The 17,242-nt window shown below is 41.8% G+C and carries 11 protein-coding genes; 10 read left to right on the top strand and 1 reads right to left on the bottom strand.

Features of this window, described 5'->3' with window-relative positions:
- Window positions 1–4: 4 nt before the first annotated feature.
- A complete protein-coding gene (locus BM192_RS02050) occupies window positions 5–1,483 on the top strand; it encodes a RagB/SusD family nutrient uptake outer membrane protein (protein WP_037444650.1) in 1,479 nt (492 codons plus the stop codon).
- Between the two features lie 73 nt (window positions 1,484–1,556).
- On the opposite strand, the gene BM192_RS02045 is transcribed toward BM192_RS02050, so the two are convergent.
- Complete coding sequence (locus BM192_RS02045) at window positions 1,557–2,186, bottom strand: DUF4159 domain-containing protein (RefSeq protein ID WP_037444648.1); 630 nt, start codon at window positions 2,184–2,186, stop codon at window positions 1,557–1,559.
- A gap of 151 nt (window positions 2,187–2,337) precedes the next feature.
- Here BM192_RS02045 and BM192_RS02040 point away from each other — a divergent pair, with 151 nt between their 5' ends.
- The 9 genes from BM192_RS02040 (at window position 2,338) to BM192_RS02000 (ending at window position 17,235) form a co-directional block, all read left to right on the top strand.
- The gene (locus BM192_RS02040) at window positions 2,338–3,336 is read left to right on the top strand and encodes an AAA family ATPase (protein ID WP_037444647.1); all 999 of its coding nucleotides are present in this window, start codon (window positions 2,338–2,340) and stop codon (window positions 3,334–3,336) included.
- Window positions 3,336–4,223 (top strand): DUF58 domain-containing protein, encoded by an 888-nt coding sequence (locus BM192_RS02035; protein ID WP_037444644.1) that lies wholly within the window; start codon window positions 3,336–3,338, stop codon window positions 4,221–4,223. The genes BM192_RS02040 and BM192_RS02035 overlap by 1 nt, the downstream gene beginning before the upstream one ends.
- 1 nt (window position 4,224) lies before the next feature.
- A complete protein-coding gene (locus BM192_RS02030) occupies window positions 4,225–5,655 on the top strand; it encodes a BatA domain-containing protein (RefSeq protein ID WP_037444642.1) in 1,431 nt (476 codons plus the stop codon).
- Window positions 5,648–7,810, top strand: coding sequence for a DUF4175 family protein (locus BM192_RS02025; protein WP_037444641.1), 2,163 nt, complete (start codon window positions 5,648–5,650; stop codon window positions 7,808–7,810). Before BM192_RS02030 ends, BM192_RS02025 begins: the two co-directional genes overlap by 8 nt.
- Window positions 7,811–9,607 carry a hypothetical protein gene (locus BM192_RS02020; RefSeq protein WP_037444638.1) on the top strand — a complete coding sequence of 599 codons (1,797 nt, stop codon included), beginning with the start codon at window positions 7,811–7,813 and terminating at the stop codon, window positions 9,605–9,607.
- Between the two features lie 88 nt (window positions 9,608–9,695).
- On the top strand, window positions 9,696–11,330 hold the full coding sequence (locus tag BM192_RS02015; protein ID WP_037444636.1) for a TldD/PmbA family protein: 1,635 nt from the start codon (window positions 9,696–9,698) through the stop codon (window positions 11,328–11,330).
- A gap of 2 nt (window positions 11,331–11,332) precedes the next feature.
- Complete coding sequence (locus BM192_RS02010; protein ID WP_037444634.1) at window positions 11,333–12,649, top strand: TldD/PmbA family protein; 1,317 nt, start codon at window positions 11,333–11,335, stop codon at window positions 12,647–12,649.
- 87 nt (window positions 12,650–12,736) lie between these two features.
- The gene (locus BM192_RS02005; protein ID WP_037444631.1) at window positions 12,737–14,377 is read left to right on the top strand and encodes a TldD/PmbA family protein; all 1,641 of its coding nucleotides are present in this window, start codon (window positions 12,737–12,739) and stop codon (window positions 14,375–14,377) included.
- 185 nt (window positions 14,378–14,562) lie between these two features.
- On the top strand, window positions 14,563–17,235 hold the full coding sequence (locus tag BM192_RS02000; protein WP_037444629.1) for an alpha-L-rhamnosidase: 2,673 nt from the start codon (window positions 14,563–14,565) through the stop codon (window positions 17,233–17,235).
- Window positions 17,236–17,242 lie beyond the last annotated feature (7 nt).

Here is a 17,242-nt window from a genome sequence, read left to right as displayed (position 1 = left end):
AATTATGAAATTAATAGCTAAAAGTATGCTGGTTATGGGCATGGTAATGTCCTTAACAGCTTGTAAAAAAGAGAGTAAACTTAACCCGATCCCAACTTCACTGATTTCAGATGCCTCTGCTTATGATTCACCTGATCGTATCGCAACTCTCGTGAATGGCTTATACGCCACATTTAAAGGATCTGGATTTTTCGGAACACAATACATTTATTATAGTGAGGCCAGGAGTGGGGATTTTATTTCTACCAACCTGAATCCGACCCGTGGTGGATTAACCTATCAGATGACTGTGGATCCAGGAATATCTGATGTTTCTGCAGTATGGACGCAAGGCTATCAGATCATTAATGCCTGTAATGTTTTTATTTCCAGTATGGAGGAGAAGGGAATTAAAGTGTTGACGCCACAGATTGCAAATAATTATCTTGCTGAAGCTCGTTTCCTGCGTGGCCTGTCTTATTATTACCTGCTTCAGTTGTATGCAGAGCCTTTCACAAAAAATAATGGGCAGGGTAAAGGTTTGCCATTGCGCTTAACACCTAACAAAGGCTTGGCGGAGTATAATCTTGCCAGAAGCTCAGTAGCAGAGGTTTATAAACAGATTATAACAGATCTGGATTATGCAGAAGCTAATTTGCCGGCAAACTATTCTTCAGCAGCATTAAACACTACACGTGCGCATGTAAATACTGTCATATCAGCCAAAACAAATGTTTACCTGAGCATGGGAGATTATGCGAATGTGATTAAAGAAGCAGATAAGATTGTGCCGGCTACCGCACCATTTGTCGCGCCAACAGGAGTGAAAAATGCTTTGCAAACGGAAGTTACTGCAATTTTTAAAGCGCCCTATACCACCACAGAATCGGTATTTTCAATGCCTTTTTCTAATACAGATGTACCGGGTACCTCACTTGCAAATGCTTATCTTCCTGATGGGGCAAATGCAACAGGATTAGGCTCAGCAGGCACTGGAGATTTTTATCTATTTGAGGGCGGCATTGTGAGCGATCCGCTCTGGAAAACAACAGACAAGCGCCGGGCATTGGTTTTCACAACAATTGCAGGTGGGAATAAAGGCAGACAGTGGAGTACTAAATACGCAACCGGGTCTCCGTACACCGATTATGTACCGGTAATCCGGTATGCCGAAGTCTTATTAAATCTGGCAGAAGCACTAGCTAATGTTAACGGGGTGGATTCCAGGTCCCTGGCTCTACTAAATGCTGTCAGACAAAGAGCTGACCAAACTACGACGCTAACAGCTTCCAGTCAACCAGAGCTGATCAGCAAAATTATACATGAGCGTCATATTGAATTTTTAGGAGAGGGTATCCGCAACGCAGATCTAATGCGGTTAAAACTATCTGTGCCTGCGAAAACGCCACTAGGTTCTTCGCCTGTTCCACAGATTAATCCCGAGAATCCGAATTATTTATGGCCGATTCCAAATACAGAATCACTTTACAACAAGGATATCTAAGGCTTCATAACCAAATAGATATTTGAGCAATGCCTCTTACTTTATCTCAGGATAGTAAGAGGCATTTGTACGATCAGGAATTAATGCCCATGGCATAAAGAATAATGTTTACGCCAAACTTTGTATTGTCCTCTGAAAGGAAACGTTTATTCCGGAAATCATAATCCCACTCGCAACCATAATCCTTATTACTATATAACACACCAATTCTGTTATTGACTGTGATAGCTTTCAGGTAGTCATGAACTAGGTCGTCACCCCAGCCATTGAGTTCAAAAGATGTTGTTGGAGGGCCATTTTCAAATTTAAAGAAGGAGTTATAGATAGGATGGTTATTCGCGATCTTTTTCAGTGCCTGCGGACCAAAAAGATTACCCATTTGGGTTTCAAATGACTTTGCAAATAGTCCGTCGATATCGTGATTACAGTCATCGACGAAAACAAACCCTCCATTATTAATATATTGTTTGAAGTTAGCGGCTTCAGCCTGATTAAACTGCACGAGTTTATGGCCGCTCAGATAGCAGAAAGGATATTTAAAGATGTCTTTGCTGCTGAGTTCTACAATTTTTTCTTCCTTCTCCAAAGGAATACTTGTGTACTCCAGCAAAGAATTAAGCAGGTTCGAAGGCATACGCTGGTCGGTGTCCCAGTTGCCTGAACTGTACTTGATTCTGGCAAAAGTAAATTTTGATCTTTGCATTGGTCTAAAATAAATCAATTTTAATTATTCACCATTTTTATAGATCGTATTGTTGTAATTTTTTTGATATTCTCAGATTTATGCCTGAAATTTTTACTGAATATGCCCTATATTGAGGCACATTCTCATTATCTACTAAAAATCAATTGCTTTGGAAATATCAGAAAGTAACATCAAAGTTTTAATACAGAAAATAGCACAGTTAAAAACTGAAATTCAAAAAGTAATAGTCGGGCAGGATGCTATCATTGAAGAGATGCTGGTTGCGCTCATGGCTGGTGGACACTGCTTGTTGGAAGGAGTGCCTGGTCTGGCCAAAACACTAATGGTGAGGACCATGTCACAGGCTTTAGACTTGTCCTTCAGGAGGATTCAGTTCACACCAGACCTGATGCCGACGGATATCGTTGGAACGGAAATTCTGGAAGAAGATCATGTGACAGGCAAGCGCTTTTTTAAGTTCAATAAAGGGCCTTTATTTGCGAATATCATTCTTGCTGATGAAATTAACAGGACGCCGCCAAAAACGCAGTCCGCATTACTAGAAGCGATGCAGGAGTTTGAAGTAACTTATGCAGGACAAACTTATCCGCTGGACCGTCCGTTTTTTATATTGGCGACACAAAATCCTATAGAACAGGCAGGTACTTATCCTTTACCCGAGGCGCAGCTGGATAGATTCCTGCTTTATATTAAAATTGGTTATCCTACCGCTGCAGATGAGGTGAAAATCCTAAGCAGCACTACAGGTGGGGTTAAACATAAAGTAGAAGCGGTAATTGGTGCCGAAGAAATTAAACAATTGCAGGCACTTACGCGCGAAGTGAGTATCAGTGACGATCTGATCACTTATGTAAGTGAACTTATCAGGGCTACCAGACCAGATACCTCCACAGTATCATATGTGAAAGAATGGGTAAGGTGGGGTGCAGGGCCAAGAGCAGGGCAGGCACTAATTCTCACAGCAAAAGCTAAAGCCTTGATTCAGGGACGTTATGCTGTGGTAATGGAAGATATACAGCATATGGCTTATCCTGTACTCAGACACCGTGTTTTAATGAATTTTAAAGCAGAGGCCGAGGGCGTCCACCCGGATATGGTTACGGCAGAATTATTTAAAAGTATTTCCAGAATACAAACCAAGTTGTAATGAGTTCATTGCTGGATCCTAAAATAATGATGGCGATTAAAGAATTGTCTCTTTCTGCTAAGATGACTGTAGATGGGATGATGAGCGGAATAAATAAGAGTGCAGTTAAAGGGCCCGGTATGGAATTTAGCCAATACAGGAGCTATCAGCCTGGAGATGACCTTCGCTCACTGGACTGGAAGATGTTTGCCCGGTCGGATCGTTATTATATAAGGGAATCAGAAATAGAAACCAATATCTCCATCAGAATGCTCATTGATGCCAGTGCTTCAATGGAACATCAGGACGGAGAATTTACAAAAATCGACTATGCGCGTTACCTTGCCGCATCACTCGCTTATCTTGGAAACTTACAGGGAGATGCATTGGGTTTGTATGTATTTGAAGAAAAAGGGATTTATTCATTGGCGGCTAAACAGGATTTTCAGCATTTGTCCAGGATATTCTATCAACTTGAACAGATCAAGCCCCAAGGAAAATTTACAACACCAGTTCATTATAAGGAGCTCTATGCTGGTTCCAAAAACAGGGAGCTGCTGATATTAATGACAGATTTATACCAGACCAATGCAGAGATCTTTACCTTATTAGACACGCTGACAAGTTTAGGTCACGAAGTGCTGGTTTTTCATCTGCTTTCCAGAAATGAACTAGAGCTTGATTATAAAGGATATTCAACATTTGAAGATCTGGAGAGTGGTAAATCTATTCAGATAGATCAATCTAAGGTAAGGCAGGAATATCAACAGCAAATGAAAGATTACTTGGAGAAAACCAGGACTGAACTGCTCGACAGAGGCATTTATTACCGGTTAATGGTTACCGATGAGCCATTAGATCAGGCTTTGAGGGATTTTTTGAAACAGAGAACTAAATTAAGAGTATAACGTGCAGTTTTTATATCCGATCGGTTTGCTGGCGCTGGCTGGAATGTTAATTCCCCTGCTAATCCATTTGTGGAATATTAAGCAGGGTAAGACCTTAAAAATCGGCAGTATAGCACTTCTTGGAGAAAGTTCTCCGCTGAGCTCCAGAAGTTATAAGTTAACCGACTTATTATTGTTATTACTGCGCCTGCTAATTCTGCTTTTCATCGCCTTTCTAATCGCCAAACCTTTCCTCAACCGTAATGATAAAAGGACAGCTGACAAAGGCTGGATCTTATTAAAAAAACAACAGCTTGTACCGGTTTATCAAGAGCACGGTAAGACTATAGATTCTTTATTAAAAGCAGGCTATAGTATCCACGACCTGTCACCAGGTTTTCAGCAGATATCACTTAAAAATACTTCGAATTCTATAAATTCAATTGACACATTATCAGTTGGTTATTTTAATTTACTTCAGGTGTTAGATCAGCAGAAGAAAACTGGTTTTAGGACAGTTGTTTTTGCTGATCAGAGGCTCGAAGAATTCGGCGAAGTAATGCCTTCATTAAACATTGATCTTAAATGGATATCGTTGCCTTCCAAAGATACCGTTGCAACCTGGACATCCGATCTGATAACCGGAGAATATGAGGCTGTGTCCACACCCGGATCAACAGTTTACACGAAAGTTCCCTCGGCAGTGAAGCAGGTAAATATAATGGTTAATGCCGGGAATTATCCTAAGGACGCACGATATATCCGGGCTGCTGTGCAAGCCTATTCTAAATATAGCAAGAGTAACATTATACTTTCAGACTATCAGCCAGGCCGCATAGAAACTGCAGATGTGCTGATCTGGTTTTCAGAGAGTCAGGTACCAGAACAGACGCTTTCCGGGATGAAAAAGGGTGGAAAAGTATTCAGTTATAAACCTGGTAAATCAGAAGCCATAAATTCAACATTCCATTTTGCAGATATGGGAGCCGGTAATACGCCGGTTATCCATTTAAACCGAAGGATTAATGCAGCTGCAGACACTGGAGTGCCAGTATGGACAGACAGTTTTGGCAGCACAGTGCTTTCAAAGTCTGAGCATAAAAATGTTATAGAGTATGGCTACTACAGCCGTTTAAACCCTGACTGGTCAGATCTTGTCTGGTCTTCACAGTTCGTAAAAAGGCTTATTCCGCTTCTGATAGACAATTCAGAGCAGCAGGATAAAAATGGTTTCGTCCGGAGCGCAAAGGATCAGCGCACTTTTAAACCGGATTTTAAGAAAATAAGGGCTGCGGATCTCAAAAATTCCGATCTCGGCGGACCAGAAGAACAGGTCAAAAACAGGGTCAAACAGGCTTCTTTGGAAAATTATATATGGGTCGTTTTATTGGTACTGCTTTGTGCCGAGCGATTTTTGTCTTTCCGTAAATTTAAAAACCTGAACAATGGATAGGCAGGAAGGAAGAAATAGGATAGAAAATTTACGATTGAAATGGCAGATGTTGGTTTTTGCCGAGCGTTTGTGCATCAGCTTGTTGTTTGCTTTACCTTTAAGTGCTGTCATCATGCACTTTATCGGTTTCGGAAATTGGGTATTATTACCATTAGTAGTGCTGAGCTTTATAAGCTGCTCCTTGTTTAAGCCCTTCTGGAAAATCAGCACATATGATGTGGCCAGATCGCTTAATATCAGCCACCCTGAGTTAGAAGAGAGTGCCGGACTTTTATTGCAAGAGACCAATCAGTTAAATACATTACAGTTATTTCAGCAGCAGAAAGTGGCCGATACGCTATCTGGAATCAAAGTTCAAATATTGTCGGGTAATACCATCATACGTCTGTCCGCTTACCTGGTTACAGCTATTTTGTTGTTTATTGGTATCCCGCATCTGAAATCGGGTAGTCCGGCGGTTTTATCAGGTTCCGTATCGCACAGCGCTGAAGGTGTAGCCAGGGGGCAGGGCTTACCGCCACAGTTAAACCGTATTCAGGTACAGATTGTCCCTCCGGCCTATACTGGAGTGCCTTCAAGAAAACAGAATCAATTGAGCATTAAAGCCGAAAATGGCGCAATTCTGCGTTGGGAGATGCAAACCTCTATTCCGGTTAAGAATTTCAAGTTTATTTTTAATGATAAGGAGAAAATCAATCTCCAGTCGGAAAATGGAGAAGGGAAAAGCTGGACATTGAGTAGGAAAATGGTAAAACCAGGCTTTTATCAGATAGAGATGGATGGAAAGAAGTCCGATTTATATCAGATTGAACTCGTCGCCGACAGACCGGTTGTTATTCAGATCACGCAGCCAAAACCACATACAACTATAGATTTTGGCGAGGCAAGAAGAGTGAATATGAAAGTTAGCCTTGACGATGATTACGGCATTCAGAACGCTTATATTTCGGCGACGCTAGCCAGTGGAAAAGGAGAGGGCGTGAGTTTTACTGAGAAAAAGCTGGTCTTTAATACCAGTTTCAATGCACAGAAAAGTATGAAGCTTCAGAAAGAACTGGATTTGAATGCCCTTGGCATGAAGCCTGGAGATGAACTTTACTTTTTCGTGGCTGCGACCGATAATTATGGACAGGCAAGCCGTTCCGATGTTTATTTCGTTTCTATCGCAGATACCACTGAGTTGATGAGCCTTGCCGGAATGACCAGTGGCGTGAACCTGGTACCGGAATACTTCAGAAGTCAGCGACAGATTATTATGGATACGGAAAAGCTACTTTCAGAACAATCCAAAATTACGGTTCAGCAATTTAAAACCAGGAGTAATGATCTGGGGACAGATCAGAAGCTATTGCGCATGCGTTATGGAAAGTTTCTGGGCGAAGAATCGGAAACGGAGATTGGTGGCGGTCACGACCATGACGAAGAGGGTCATGACCATGAAGAAGGACATTCACATGGAAAGGAACCTGAGAAAGCAGCTGCATTCGGCGACGTTCAGGCTATTATGGATAGTTACGCCCATAAACATGATATCGCAGAAGACGCTACATTCTTTGAGCCGGAAGTGAAAAGCAGATTAAAAGCGGTACTGACCGAGATGTGGAGTTCTGAATTGAAATTAAGAACCTACCAGCCGCAGGAGGCTTTACCATTTGCATACAAGGCATTAAGATTGCTAAAAGATCTGCAGCAAAAGTCAAGGGCATTTGTTGCTAAAACAACAGTAAAAGTATCACAGCTTAAAGAAGAAAAACGCTTTTCTGGAGAACTGGATAAGATTGGACAACCGGTAATGGAGCAGAAAAAAGTAAAGACCGACCAGCGTGATGAAGTCTTGAAAAAAGGTCTTTCTTACCTGGATACCTATAAAACAGCTTCGAAAATTGATGCTGGTGCCACTGCTAATCTTTGGGAAATGGAGAAATACCTCGTAATTTCTGCTGTAGATCATCCGGATACCTATTTGCCAGCACTAAGAGCGATCAGAGAACTGAGAAGTGGTACTTCAGTTAAAAAGCCTTTAATTGACCGCATACAAAAAGGTGTCAGGAAAATGCTGGAGCAGGAAGTGACTGTTCCGCAGGCTGGTTCAGATTTGCCATCTTCTGATTTATATCAGCAGTATTTTAATCAATTAAAAAAAGATCTGCGCTAAATGGAATTTAAATATATAGCCTTAATAGCTTGTGTAATACTGGGAATTGTTCTCCTGTTCTTTGAATATAGAAGAAAGAACAGAAATAATCTTTATGGTAGATTAGCTGCAACTGTCGTATTGGTATTTTGCCTGGCATTGCTCATCTTTCCGGTTCAGTACGAAGTAAAGGGAGTCTCCAATAGTCATAGTATCAATCTGTTGACTGCTGGTACACCCAAGGATGAAGTTCTGGCAGCCGGCATACAATCTTATACCACAGATCCTGGACTTTATCAGGCCTCAAAAAAAACAAGGGTAAAATATATTGCAGATCTGATCTATTATCTGGCTGATCATCCCGAAATTATGCATATCAACATCTATGGTTATGGTTTATCTGCCGAAGAGGTCCGACAACTGAATAAATATACTTTCAGCTTTCATCCGCCCAAAGAGCCTGCTGGAATTGTATCTGCCAGTTGGAATAACAAATTAAAATCTACCGAATTTCTGCAGGTGCAGGGGACATTTAAAAATCAGACAAATAAAACTGTTAAAATTTATCTGGAAGGTTTTGGTACGCGTTTGGATTCGCTTACAGTTCCAGGTGGAAATAATATAAGCTTCAGTTTTAGAGATCAGCCAAAACAGACCGGACTGGCCATTTACCGGCTAGTTGCAATTGCAGGTAACGACACCATTGCAAAAGAACCTGTTCCATTCGAGGTTAAAGCTGAGATTCCGGGAGCAATTTTAATGTTATCCTCAGCGCCTGATTTTGAATTTAAATTTCTGAAAGATTGGTTATTTGATCATCAGTATCCATTGATGTTACGCAGTAGGATAAGTAAAGATAAGTTTAGTACAGACTTTCTAAATACACCGGTTGTTAAGCTCGAAAGGATAAGTACAGAGCAGTTACAGAAAACGGCCTTGCTGATTATAGATGAAGACGAATTCACTGCTTTAAGTATGGGCGAAAAAGAAGCGGTAGACCGTGCATCTGCCAGAGGAATGGGCCTGTTGATCAGGGCGTCGTCCGGTGACCAGAAAAAACTTCAGGAGTTTTCCATACATACCGAAAATGTTCCTTCATTCAAGGAGCAGGAAGTTGTTCCCGAGCTTACAAATAACGCTTATCGCTTTTCAGCGTTACCTGCGGGCCAGACCAGTTTTATTCAGCCCGCATCAGATTATAAAATGCTGGTTCAGACAAAAGCAGGAAAGGGTTTGGTCAGCGGCAGGATTAATGGAGCAGGAATGTTACTTTACTCGGTAATTCCAACCACCTATAATTGGGTACTGGACGGTAAGAAGTCAGATTACACTATATTCTGGTCAACTATTATAGCCGCAGGAATTCGTAAGACTACAGAACGCTTTAGTTATGAAACGCAAACATCATTTCCTGTAATTTCTGAGAAGCTAACCTTAAATTTGGAGGTTGCTGATAGTAAAAAAATGCCTCAGGTGAGTATCAATCAAAACAGGTGGAGTCCATCACAACACCCGCAATTTAATTCTTTGTGGCAGGTGAGTGGCTGGTCCGGCCGGGCCGGATGGAATACTTTAGCAGTTAATGGCAATCAGAGTGCATTTTATGTCTATGCAAATTCCGACTGGAGTTCTGCCAGGTATATTCAAAGATTAAACTTTAATAGTAAGTTAATCAATAATCAAAATGGACGCGCTTCTTCTTCTGAAGCCCCGAATTTCGTAAAAGAAGACCTTTCCCTATGGTGGTTTTATGCAGGATTTCTACTTTCAGCTGCATTTCTATGGTATGAGTCGAAAAATCAGGAACAAAACGGCTAATGAAACTAAATTGTTATAGAAAATCTGATATTTTGACTTTGATAAATAGCTAAATTGGGATATTCCTAATTAACCTAATTCAAATCAATTGAAAAGAAAAGATTTTCTCTATTTATCCGGCCTGGGTATGGGTGCTTTAATGCTGCCTGATCTTTCAGCTTTCGGAAATACGATCGACCCTCTCCAGGCATTGGAAAGCGTTGATGTAAAAATTAAAAAGGAGCTGGCAGACGTGGCATTAAATGCAGCCAGGTCAAAAGGAGCTTCTTACGCAGACATCAGAATCGGTCGCTATCTTAACCAGTTTGTCTCAACACGTGAAAAGCGCGTTCAGGGGATTGCAAATACAGAATCCTATGGAGTCGGTGTCAGAGTATTGGCCGATGGTTGCTGGGGTTTTGCAGCGACCAATAAAGTAACACGTGATGATATTGCAAAAGCAGCTGAACAGGCTGTCGCGGTAGCGAAAGCAAATGCGAAAATCCAAGGTGAACCGGTACAACTTGCTCCTCAGAAAGGATTTGGAGAAGTTAGCTGGAAAACACCCATCGAAATAAATGCATTCGAAGTTCCGGTTAAAGAAAAAGTAGACCTCTTATTAAATGTAAATGATATTGCCCTGCAGAATGGAGCAAGCTTTGTTAACTCCGTCATATTTGCTGTCAATGAGCAGAAATACTTTGCTTCTACAGATGGTTCTTATATCGATCAGGATGTACATAGAATATACCCAACATTTAACGTAACCCGTATAGACCGCGAATCAGGTAAGTTCAAGACCCGTAATTCACTGAGTTCTCCGATGGGTATGGGGTATGAATATCTCACAGCCCGTCCGCAAGATAAAGTCTCAGGTATTGTTACCCGCTATAAGGGCCGTTATGATATGCTGGAAGATGTAAAAGCAGCGGCTTTAAATGCAAGTGAGAAAATCAAAGCAAAATCTGTTGAACCAGGCAAATATGATTTGGTTTTGGACCCTTCACACTTATGGTTAACCATCCACGAATCTGTCGGTCACCCAACTGAGCTGGACAGGGTATTAGGTTATGAAGCCAATTATGCAGGTACAAGCTTCCTGACACTAGATAAATGGCGTTCTAAAAACTTCAAGTTTGGCAGTGATAAAGTAAACGTTGTTGCCGATAAACTACAGCCAGGTTCTCTTGGAGCAGTAGGTTATGATGACGAAGGTGTGAAATGCGGAAAGTGGGACATCATCAAAGATGGGGTGCTGGTTAATTATCAGGCTATCCGTGACCAGGCACATATTATAGGATTGAAAGAATCTCAGGGATGCTGTTACTCACAAGGATGGGATGACGTACAGTTTCAGAGAATGCCGAATATATCTTTGCAGGCAGGAAAAGAAAAACTGAGTGTTGACGATATGATTAAGAATGTAGAAAAAGGAATTTATATCATAGGAGACGGTAGTTTCTCTATTGATCAGCAACGTTATAACTTCCAGTTTGGCGGGCAGCTTTTCTACGAGATTAAAGAAGGTAAGATTGTCGGTATGTTGAATGACGTGTCTTACCAGTCTAACACACAAGAATTCTGGAACTCATGTACAGCAGTTTGTGATCAGAGTGATTACCGTTTAGGTGGATCATTCAATGATGGCAAAGGACAGCCTTCTCAAAGCAGCGCGGTGTCACATGGTAGTGCAACTACCAGATTCAATGGAGTAAATGTTATTAATACAGCAAGAAAGATTTAATTATGGCAATATTAAGTAAAGAAGAAGCTCAGGCTATTCTGAAAAAAGTACTCAGCTTTTCTAAAGCTGACTCGTGTGAATTGAGTTTAAATGGTTCTGACGGAGGAAATATCCGTTATGCAAGGAATGCAGTTTCTACGGCTGGACAAATTAGTAAAATGAGTTTGGCTGTAAGTTCAACTTTTGGTAAAAAAACAGGTATGGCCACCATCAATGAATTTGATGATGAATCTCTGAAGAAAGTTGTTGCGCGTTCTGAAGAATTAGCGAAGCTAGCTCCGGAGAATCCGGAATTTATGCCATTGCTCGGCCCTCAGCAGTATGCCGATGCACCGACATTTAATGCTAAAACAGCAGCGATCACTCCAGACAGCAGAGCAGAGATGGTAGGTAAAAGTTTGCAGGTTTCTAAAGCTGCAAAACTTGAAGCAGCAGGTTTCCTGGAAAACTCCACCTGGTTCAATGCCATTATGAACTCTAAGAACCTGTTTGCCTATAATAAATCTACTGATATTTCTTTTTCTGTAACGGTTAGAAATCAGGAAGGTACAGGTTCCGGTTATATTGAGCAACGTTTTAATGACCTCGATAAAATGGATACACTTGCGCTAAGCAAGATTGCTGCATCTAAAGCAACTGGTTCTGCTGGGGCAAAAGCAATAGAGCCAGGTAAATATACAGTAATCCTTGAGCCGCTTGCAGCCAGTGATATGCTAGGTAATATGTTCCGTGGTTTCGATGCCAGAAGCGCAGACGAAGGGCGCAGTTTTATGAGTAAAAAAGGCGGTGGTACGCGTATCGGTGAGCAGCTTTTCTCAGAAAACGTAAATATATATTCAGATCCAATGAATCCGGATGTACCTACAGCTGCCTGGAATAATGATGGTGTTCCAATAAATAAAACACAGTGGATAGAGAATGGGGTGGTTAAAAACCTGTCTTACTCCCGTTACTGGGCAGAGCAAAAAGGCGTAAAACCTTTACCATTCAATCGCAGTATAGTTATGGAAGGTGGGACTCAATCATTAGAAGAGTTGATCAAAAGTACAGAAAAGGGTATTCTGGTAACACGTTTCTGGTATATCCGCTCCGTAGATCCACAGACTTTACTTTTGACAGGTCTTACACGTGATGGTACTTTTTATATCGAAAACGGAGAGATTAAATTCCCTGTCAAGAACTTTAGATTTAATGAAAGTCCGGTTATCATGCTGAATAACGTTGAAGCTCTCGGAAAACCAGTACGTACCGGAAATGGAATGATACCTCCGATGAAAATAAGGGACTTCACGTTCACTTCGTTATCTGACGCTATTTAAAAATAATTTTCTTATAACCGGCCAGCTGTATAGACAGAGCTATCGCTTTTGTGATACGGCCGGCTGGTTGAAAAAAAGAACAAGCACATGAGAAGAAGAGATTTTCTATATATGACCGGCCTTGGCCTGGGTGCATCGATGCTGGAAAGCGTTCCTGTTTTTGGAAGAGCGATCAGCATTGAAGAAGCACTAACTCCGGTGGATGTGAAATTAAAAAAACGCATGGCCGATGTAGCATTGAATTCCGCTAAGAGTAAAGGAGCGACGTATGCTGATGTAAGAATCGGCCGTTATCTCAATCAGGTAGTTGCGACACGTGAAAAACAAGTACAGAATATTGCGAATACCGAGTCCTATGGATTAGGTGTACGTGTAATCGCAAACGGAAGCTGGGGTTTTGCAGCAACAGATAATCTGAGTGATGACAGTATTGCAGCAGCAGCTGCATCAGCAGTGGCGATTGCGAAAGGTAACTCCAAGTTGCTAACGGAACCTGTCCAACTTGCCCCACAGCAGGGTTTTGGAGAAGTAAGCTGGAAAACACCTTTTGAAGTTAATGCGTTTGAAGTACCGATTAAAGAAAAGGTAGATCTGTTACTTAATGTAAACAGTGAAGCCCTGAAAGGCGGAGCAAAGTATGTAAACTCCAATTTGTTTATGGTCAATGAACAAAAGTATTTCGCGTCAACAGACGGTTCTTATATCGACCAGGATATCCATCGCCTGTGGCCAACTTTCACCGTTACTAAAATTGATTCAGCAGGTGGTAAATTTGAGACCAGGACTGCGATGAGCTCACCAATGGGAATGGGATTTGAATATCTTACGCCGAAAGACAGCGAGAAGATCAAAGGCGGCCCGGTAACCATGTACAAAAAGCGTTACGATATGCTGGAAGACGTTACAGAGGCTACAGTACATGTAGAAGAAAAGCTTAAAGCAAAACCAGTACAGCCAGGTAAATACGACCTGGTATTAGACCCGACCCACTTATTTCTGACTATCCATGAATCTGTGGGACACCCGACAGAACTTGACCGCGTTTTAGGTTACGAAGCGAATTTTGCAGGCACAAGCTTCCTGACACTCGATAAATGGGAGAGCAAGAAGTTCAACTTTGGTAGTAAACAAGTAAATGTTATAGCTGATAAAACAGAACAAGGCTCACTTGGCGCGGTAGGGTATGATGACGAAGGTGTGAAATGCGGTAAATGGGATATTATCAAAGACGGCATCCTTGTCAATTACCAGACCATCCGTGACCAGGCGCATATTCTGGGTTTAAAGGCTTCCCAAGCTTGTTGTTATGCAGATAGCTGGGATAGCATCCAATTTCAGCGTATGCCAAACGTTTCCCTGGCACCTGGGAAAGCGCCTTTAAGTGCGGCGGAGATGGTTAAGAATGTAGAAAAAGGCATTTATATGTTTGGCAGAAATTCATATTCCATAGATCAGCAGCGTTACAACTTCCAGTTCAGCGGACAGTTGGCTTATGAAATCAAGGAAGGTAAGATTGTTGGAATGCTTAAAGATGCATCTTATCAGTCCAATACCCAGGAGTTCTGGAATTCCTGTACACAGCTGTGTGGACAGGAAGACTATAGGCTTGGCGGTACATTCTCAGATGGTAAAGGCCAGCCAGGACAAGCCAGTGCCGTTTCTCATGGTTGCCCAACCTCCCGTTTTAACGGGGTAAATGTTATCAATACCGGAAGACAATTAGGCTAAAGCCATCTTCCTTGTTTAAATAACGATCCGGTACAGGTAATTAAAGCCTGTACCGGGTTTTTTTATGCAGGGAGATGCGCTCATCCGGTTATTCCGACAGGACAGCACAGGTTGCAATGTAAGGGGGTAAATGTTATTTTGCAGATTAGTTCTGAATAAAAGAGTAGCCAAATACAAAAATCCATATGAAAACCAAAATCTTCTTGTTGTCTGTTTTCCTGACTTCATTATTTTCTTTGCCAACACTATCGGCCCAGTCAATTCTTCGGCCGGTTCAGTTGAGATGCGAATACCTGGAAACACCTCTGGGTATAGATGCAAAATACCCACGCTTAATGTGGAAATTAAAAGACAGCAGGCAGGGGGCAAAACAAACTGCCTATCAGATTCAGATTAGTACCGATTCTGTATTTTCCGGTACATCCAACAGAGCAGAGGTTTGGGATTCAGGGAGGAAAACCTCCGCAGACAACCTCGTCTCTTATAATGGTAAACCACTGGAAGCATTTACTAAATATTTCTGGCGCGTAACGATTTGGGATAAAGACGGAAAACAAGCAGCACCCGTGGTGTCCAGTTTTGAAACCGGAATGGTGGATATGAAGAACTGGCAAGGCAATTGGATTAGTGACCGCGGTGATATCAATAAATTACCAGCACCCTATTTCCGCAAATCTTTTAATGCGGGAAAGACTGTAAAATCTGCCAGGGCGTATATCGCTGCCGGTGGGCTTTATGAATTGTATCTGAATGGAAAGAAAGTTGGAAATCACCGTCTTGACCCCATGTATACTCGCTTTGACCGCAGAAATTTATACGTGAGTTATGACGTTACCCCGCAGGTAAAGAACGGAGATAATGCGATAGGTGTGTTGCTGGGTAACGGATGGTATAACCATCAGTCTCTTGCAGTCTGGAATTTTGATAAGGCGCCATGGCGTAACAGACCAACATTCTGCCTGGATCTTCGCATTACCTATACGGATGGTACGACAGAAGTTGTTTATACAGATCAAAGCTGGAAAACACATGACAGTCCTATTGTTTTTAACAGTATTTATACAGCTGAACATTATGATGCCAGGCTGGAACAGAAAGGATGGAATACTGCTGGATTCGATGACAGTAAGTGGAAAGGATCTTCTTTGCGTGCTGCTCCTTCAAGAAATGTGGTTAGCCAGGCTATGCATCCCATTAGAAATGTAGAAACTATTCCGGCGAAAAGCATTAAGAAGATCAACGATACGACCTACCTGTTTGATCTGGGAAGAAATATCGCTGGCGTGAGTCAGATTAAAGTGAGGGGAGAACGCGGAACACGATTAAGTATTGCACATGGAGAACGTCTTAAACCAAACGGACGGCTGGATTTATCTAACATAGACGTGTATTACAAACCGGTATCCAGCAATGATCCCTTTCAAACTGATATATTTACCTTAAGTGGTGAAGGCGAAGAAGAATTCATGGCTAAGTTTAATTACAAAGGATTTCAGTATGTTGAAGTAACCAGTAATAAACCTGTTCAGCTGGATCAAAAGAGTATTATCGGGCATTTTATGCATAGCGATGTACCGGTAACCGGAGAGGTGAAAAGTTCGAGTGAAATGATAAATAAATTATGGTGGGCCACCAATAACTCCTATTTATCTAATCTTTTCGGTTATCCGACAGACTGTCCTCAAAGAGAGAAAAACGGGTGGACAGGAGACGGGCATTTTGCGATTGAGACAGGACTATACAATTTTGATGGGATTACTGTCTATGAAAAATGGCTTGCAGATCATCAGGATGAGCAACAGCCGAACGGTGTTTTACCCGATATCATACCAACTGGCGGTTGGGGTTATGGAACAGCAAACGGTACAGATTGGACAAGCACAATTGCAATTATTCCATGGAACATTTATATGTTCTATGGTGATTCCAGGTTACTGCATAACGTTTATCCGAATATAAAATCTTATGTGAACTACGTCACACAGATTAGCCCCAATGGATTAACCACATGGGGACGTGGAGACTGGGTACCTGTGAAATCTGAATCTCCACTCGAGTATACCTCGTCGGTCTATTATTATGCAGACGCTGTGATTTTGGCAAAAGCAGCTAAGCTGTTCGGGTATGATAGCGATTATCAGGAATATACAGCATTGGCGGAAAAAATTAAAAAGGCTATAAATGATAAATATTTTCATGCTGAAAAAGGTATTTACGGAACCGGATTGCAAACAGAACTCAGTGTTGCCCTTTTCTGGGGCATTGTTCCTGAAGAGTTAAAAGCCTCGGTAGCAGAGAAATTAGCTGAAAGAGTGAAAGCAGACCATATGCACCTTGACGTAGGCGTGCTGGGTGCAAAGGCTATTTTAAATGCATTGAGCGAAAACGGACAGTCCGAGATTGCTTATCAGCTTGCCGTGCAGGATACCTATCCGTCATGGGGCTGGTGGATTGCTAATGGTGCCACTACACTTTATGAAAACTGGAATATACAGGCAGAGCGTGATATTTCCTTAAATCACATGATGTTTGGCGAAATTGGTGGTTGGTTCTTTAAGGGATTGGGTGGAATTATGCCGGATGAAAAAGCACCTGGATTTAAACATATCCGGTTAATGCCGCACTTCTCTGGCAATCTGGCCGAGTTCGAGGCGAGCCATAACGGTCCGCAGGGATTAATCCGTTCGTCCTGGAAGAAAAAAGGTAAGCAGGTTTCTTACCAGGTAACTGTGCCTGCAAATTCTTCGGCAACAGTCTATTTCCCACTTAAAGCTGGTCAGTCTGCCTGGTTGGGTAAAAAGAAGTTGCCAGCTCAGTTCGAGATTGAAGCTGGTGAGTATCAGTTCGAAATCAGATAACCGGTAA

The organism is Pedobacter antarcticus, assembly GCF_900112985.1.
In the GTDB taxonomy this organism is placed as follows: Bacteria; Bacteroidota; Bacteroidia; order Sphingobacteriales; family Sphingobacteriaceae; genus Pedobacter; species Pedobacter antarcticus.
This window is presented reverse-complemented; position numbering and strand designations above follow the sequence as displayed.

Bases quoted from the DNA above. Each gene is read 5' to 3' on its own strand.
- BM192_RS02050 (WP_037444650.1), top strand. From the start codon at position 5: ATGAAATTAATAGCTAAAAGTATGCTGGTTATGGGCATGGTAATGTCC.
- BM192_RS02045 (WP_037444648.1), bottom strand. From the start codon at position 2,186: ATGCAAAGATCAAAATTTACTTTTGCCAGAATCAAGTACAGTTCAGGC.
- BM192_RS02035 (WP_037444644.1), top strand. From the start codon at position 3,336: ATGAGTTCATTGCTGGATCCTAAAATAATGATGGCGATTAAAGAATTG.
- BM192_RS02025 (WP_037444641.1), top strand. From the start codon at position 5,648: ATGGATAGGCAGGAAGGAAGAAATAGGATAGAAAATTTACGATTGAAA.
- BM192_RS02020 (WP_037444638.1), top strand. From the start codon at position 7,811: ATGGAATTTAAATATATAGCCTTAATAGCTTGTGTAATACTGGGAATT.
- BM192_RS02010 (WP_037444634.1), top strand. From the start codon at position 11,333: ATGGCAATATTAAGTAAAGAAGAAGCTCAGGCTATTCTGAAAAAAGTA.
- BM192_RS02005 (WP_037444631.1), top strand. From the start codon at position 12,737: ATGAGAAGAAGAGATTTTCTATATATGACCGGCCTTGGCCTGGGTGCA.
- BM192_RS02000 (WP_037444629.1), top strand. From the start codon at position 14,563: ATGAAAACCAAAATCTTCTTGTTGTCTGTTTTCCTGACTTCATTATTT.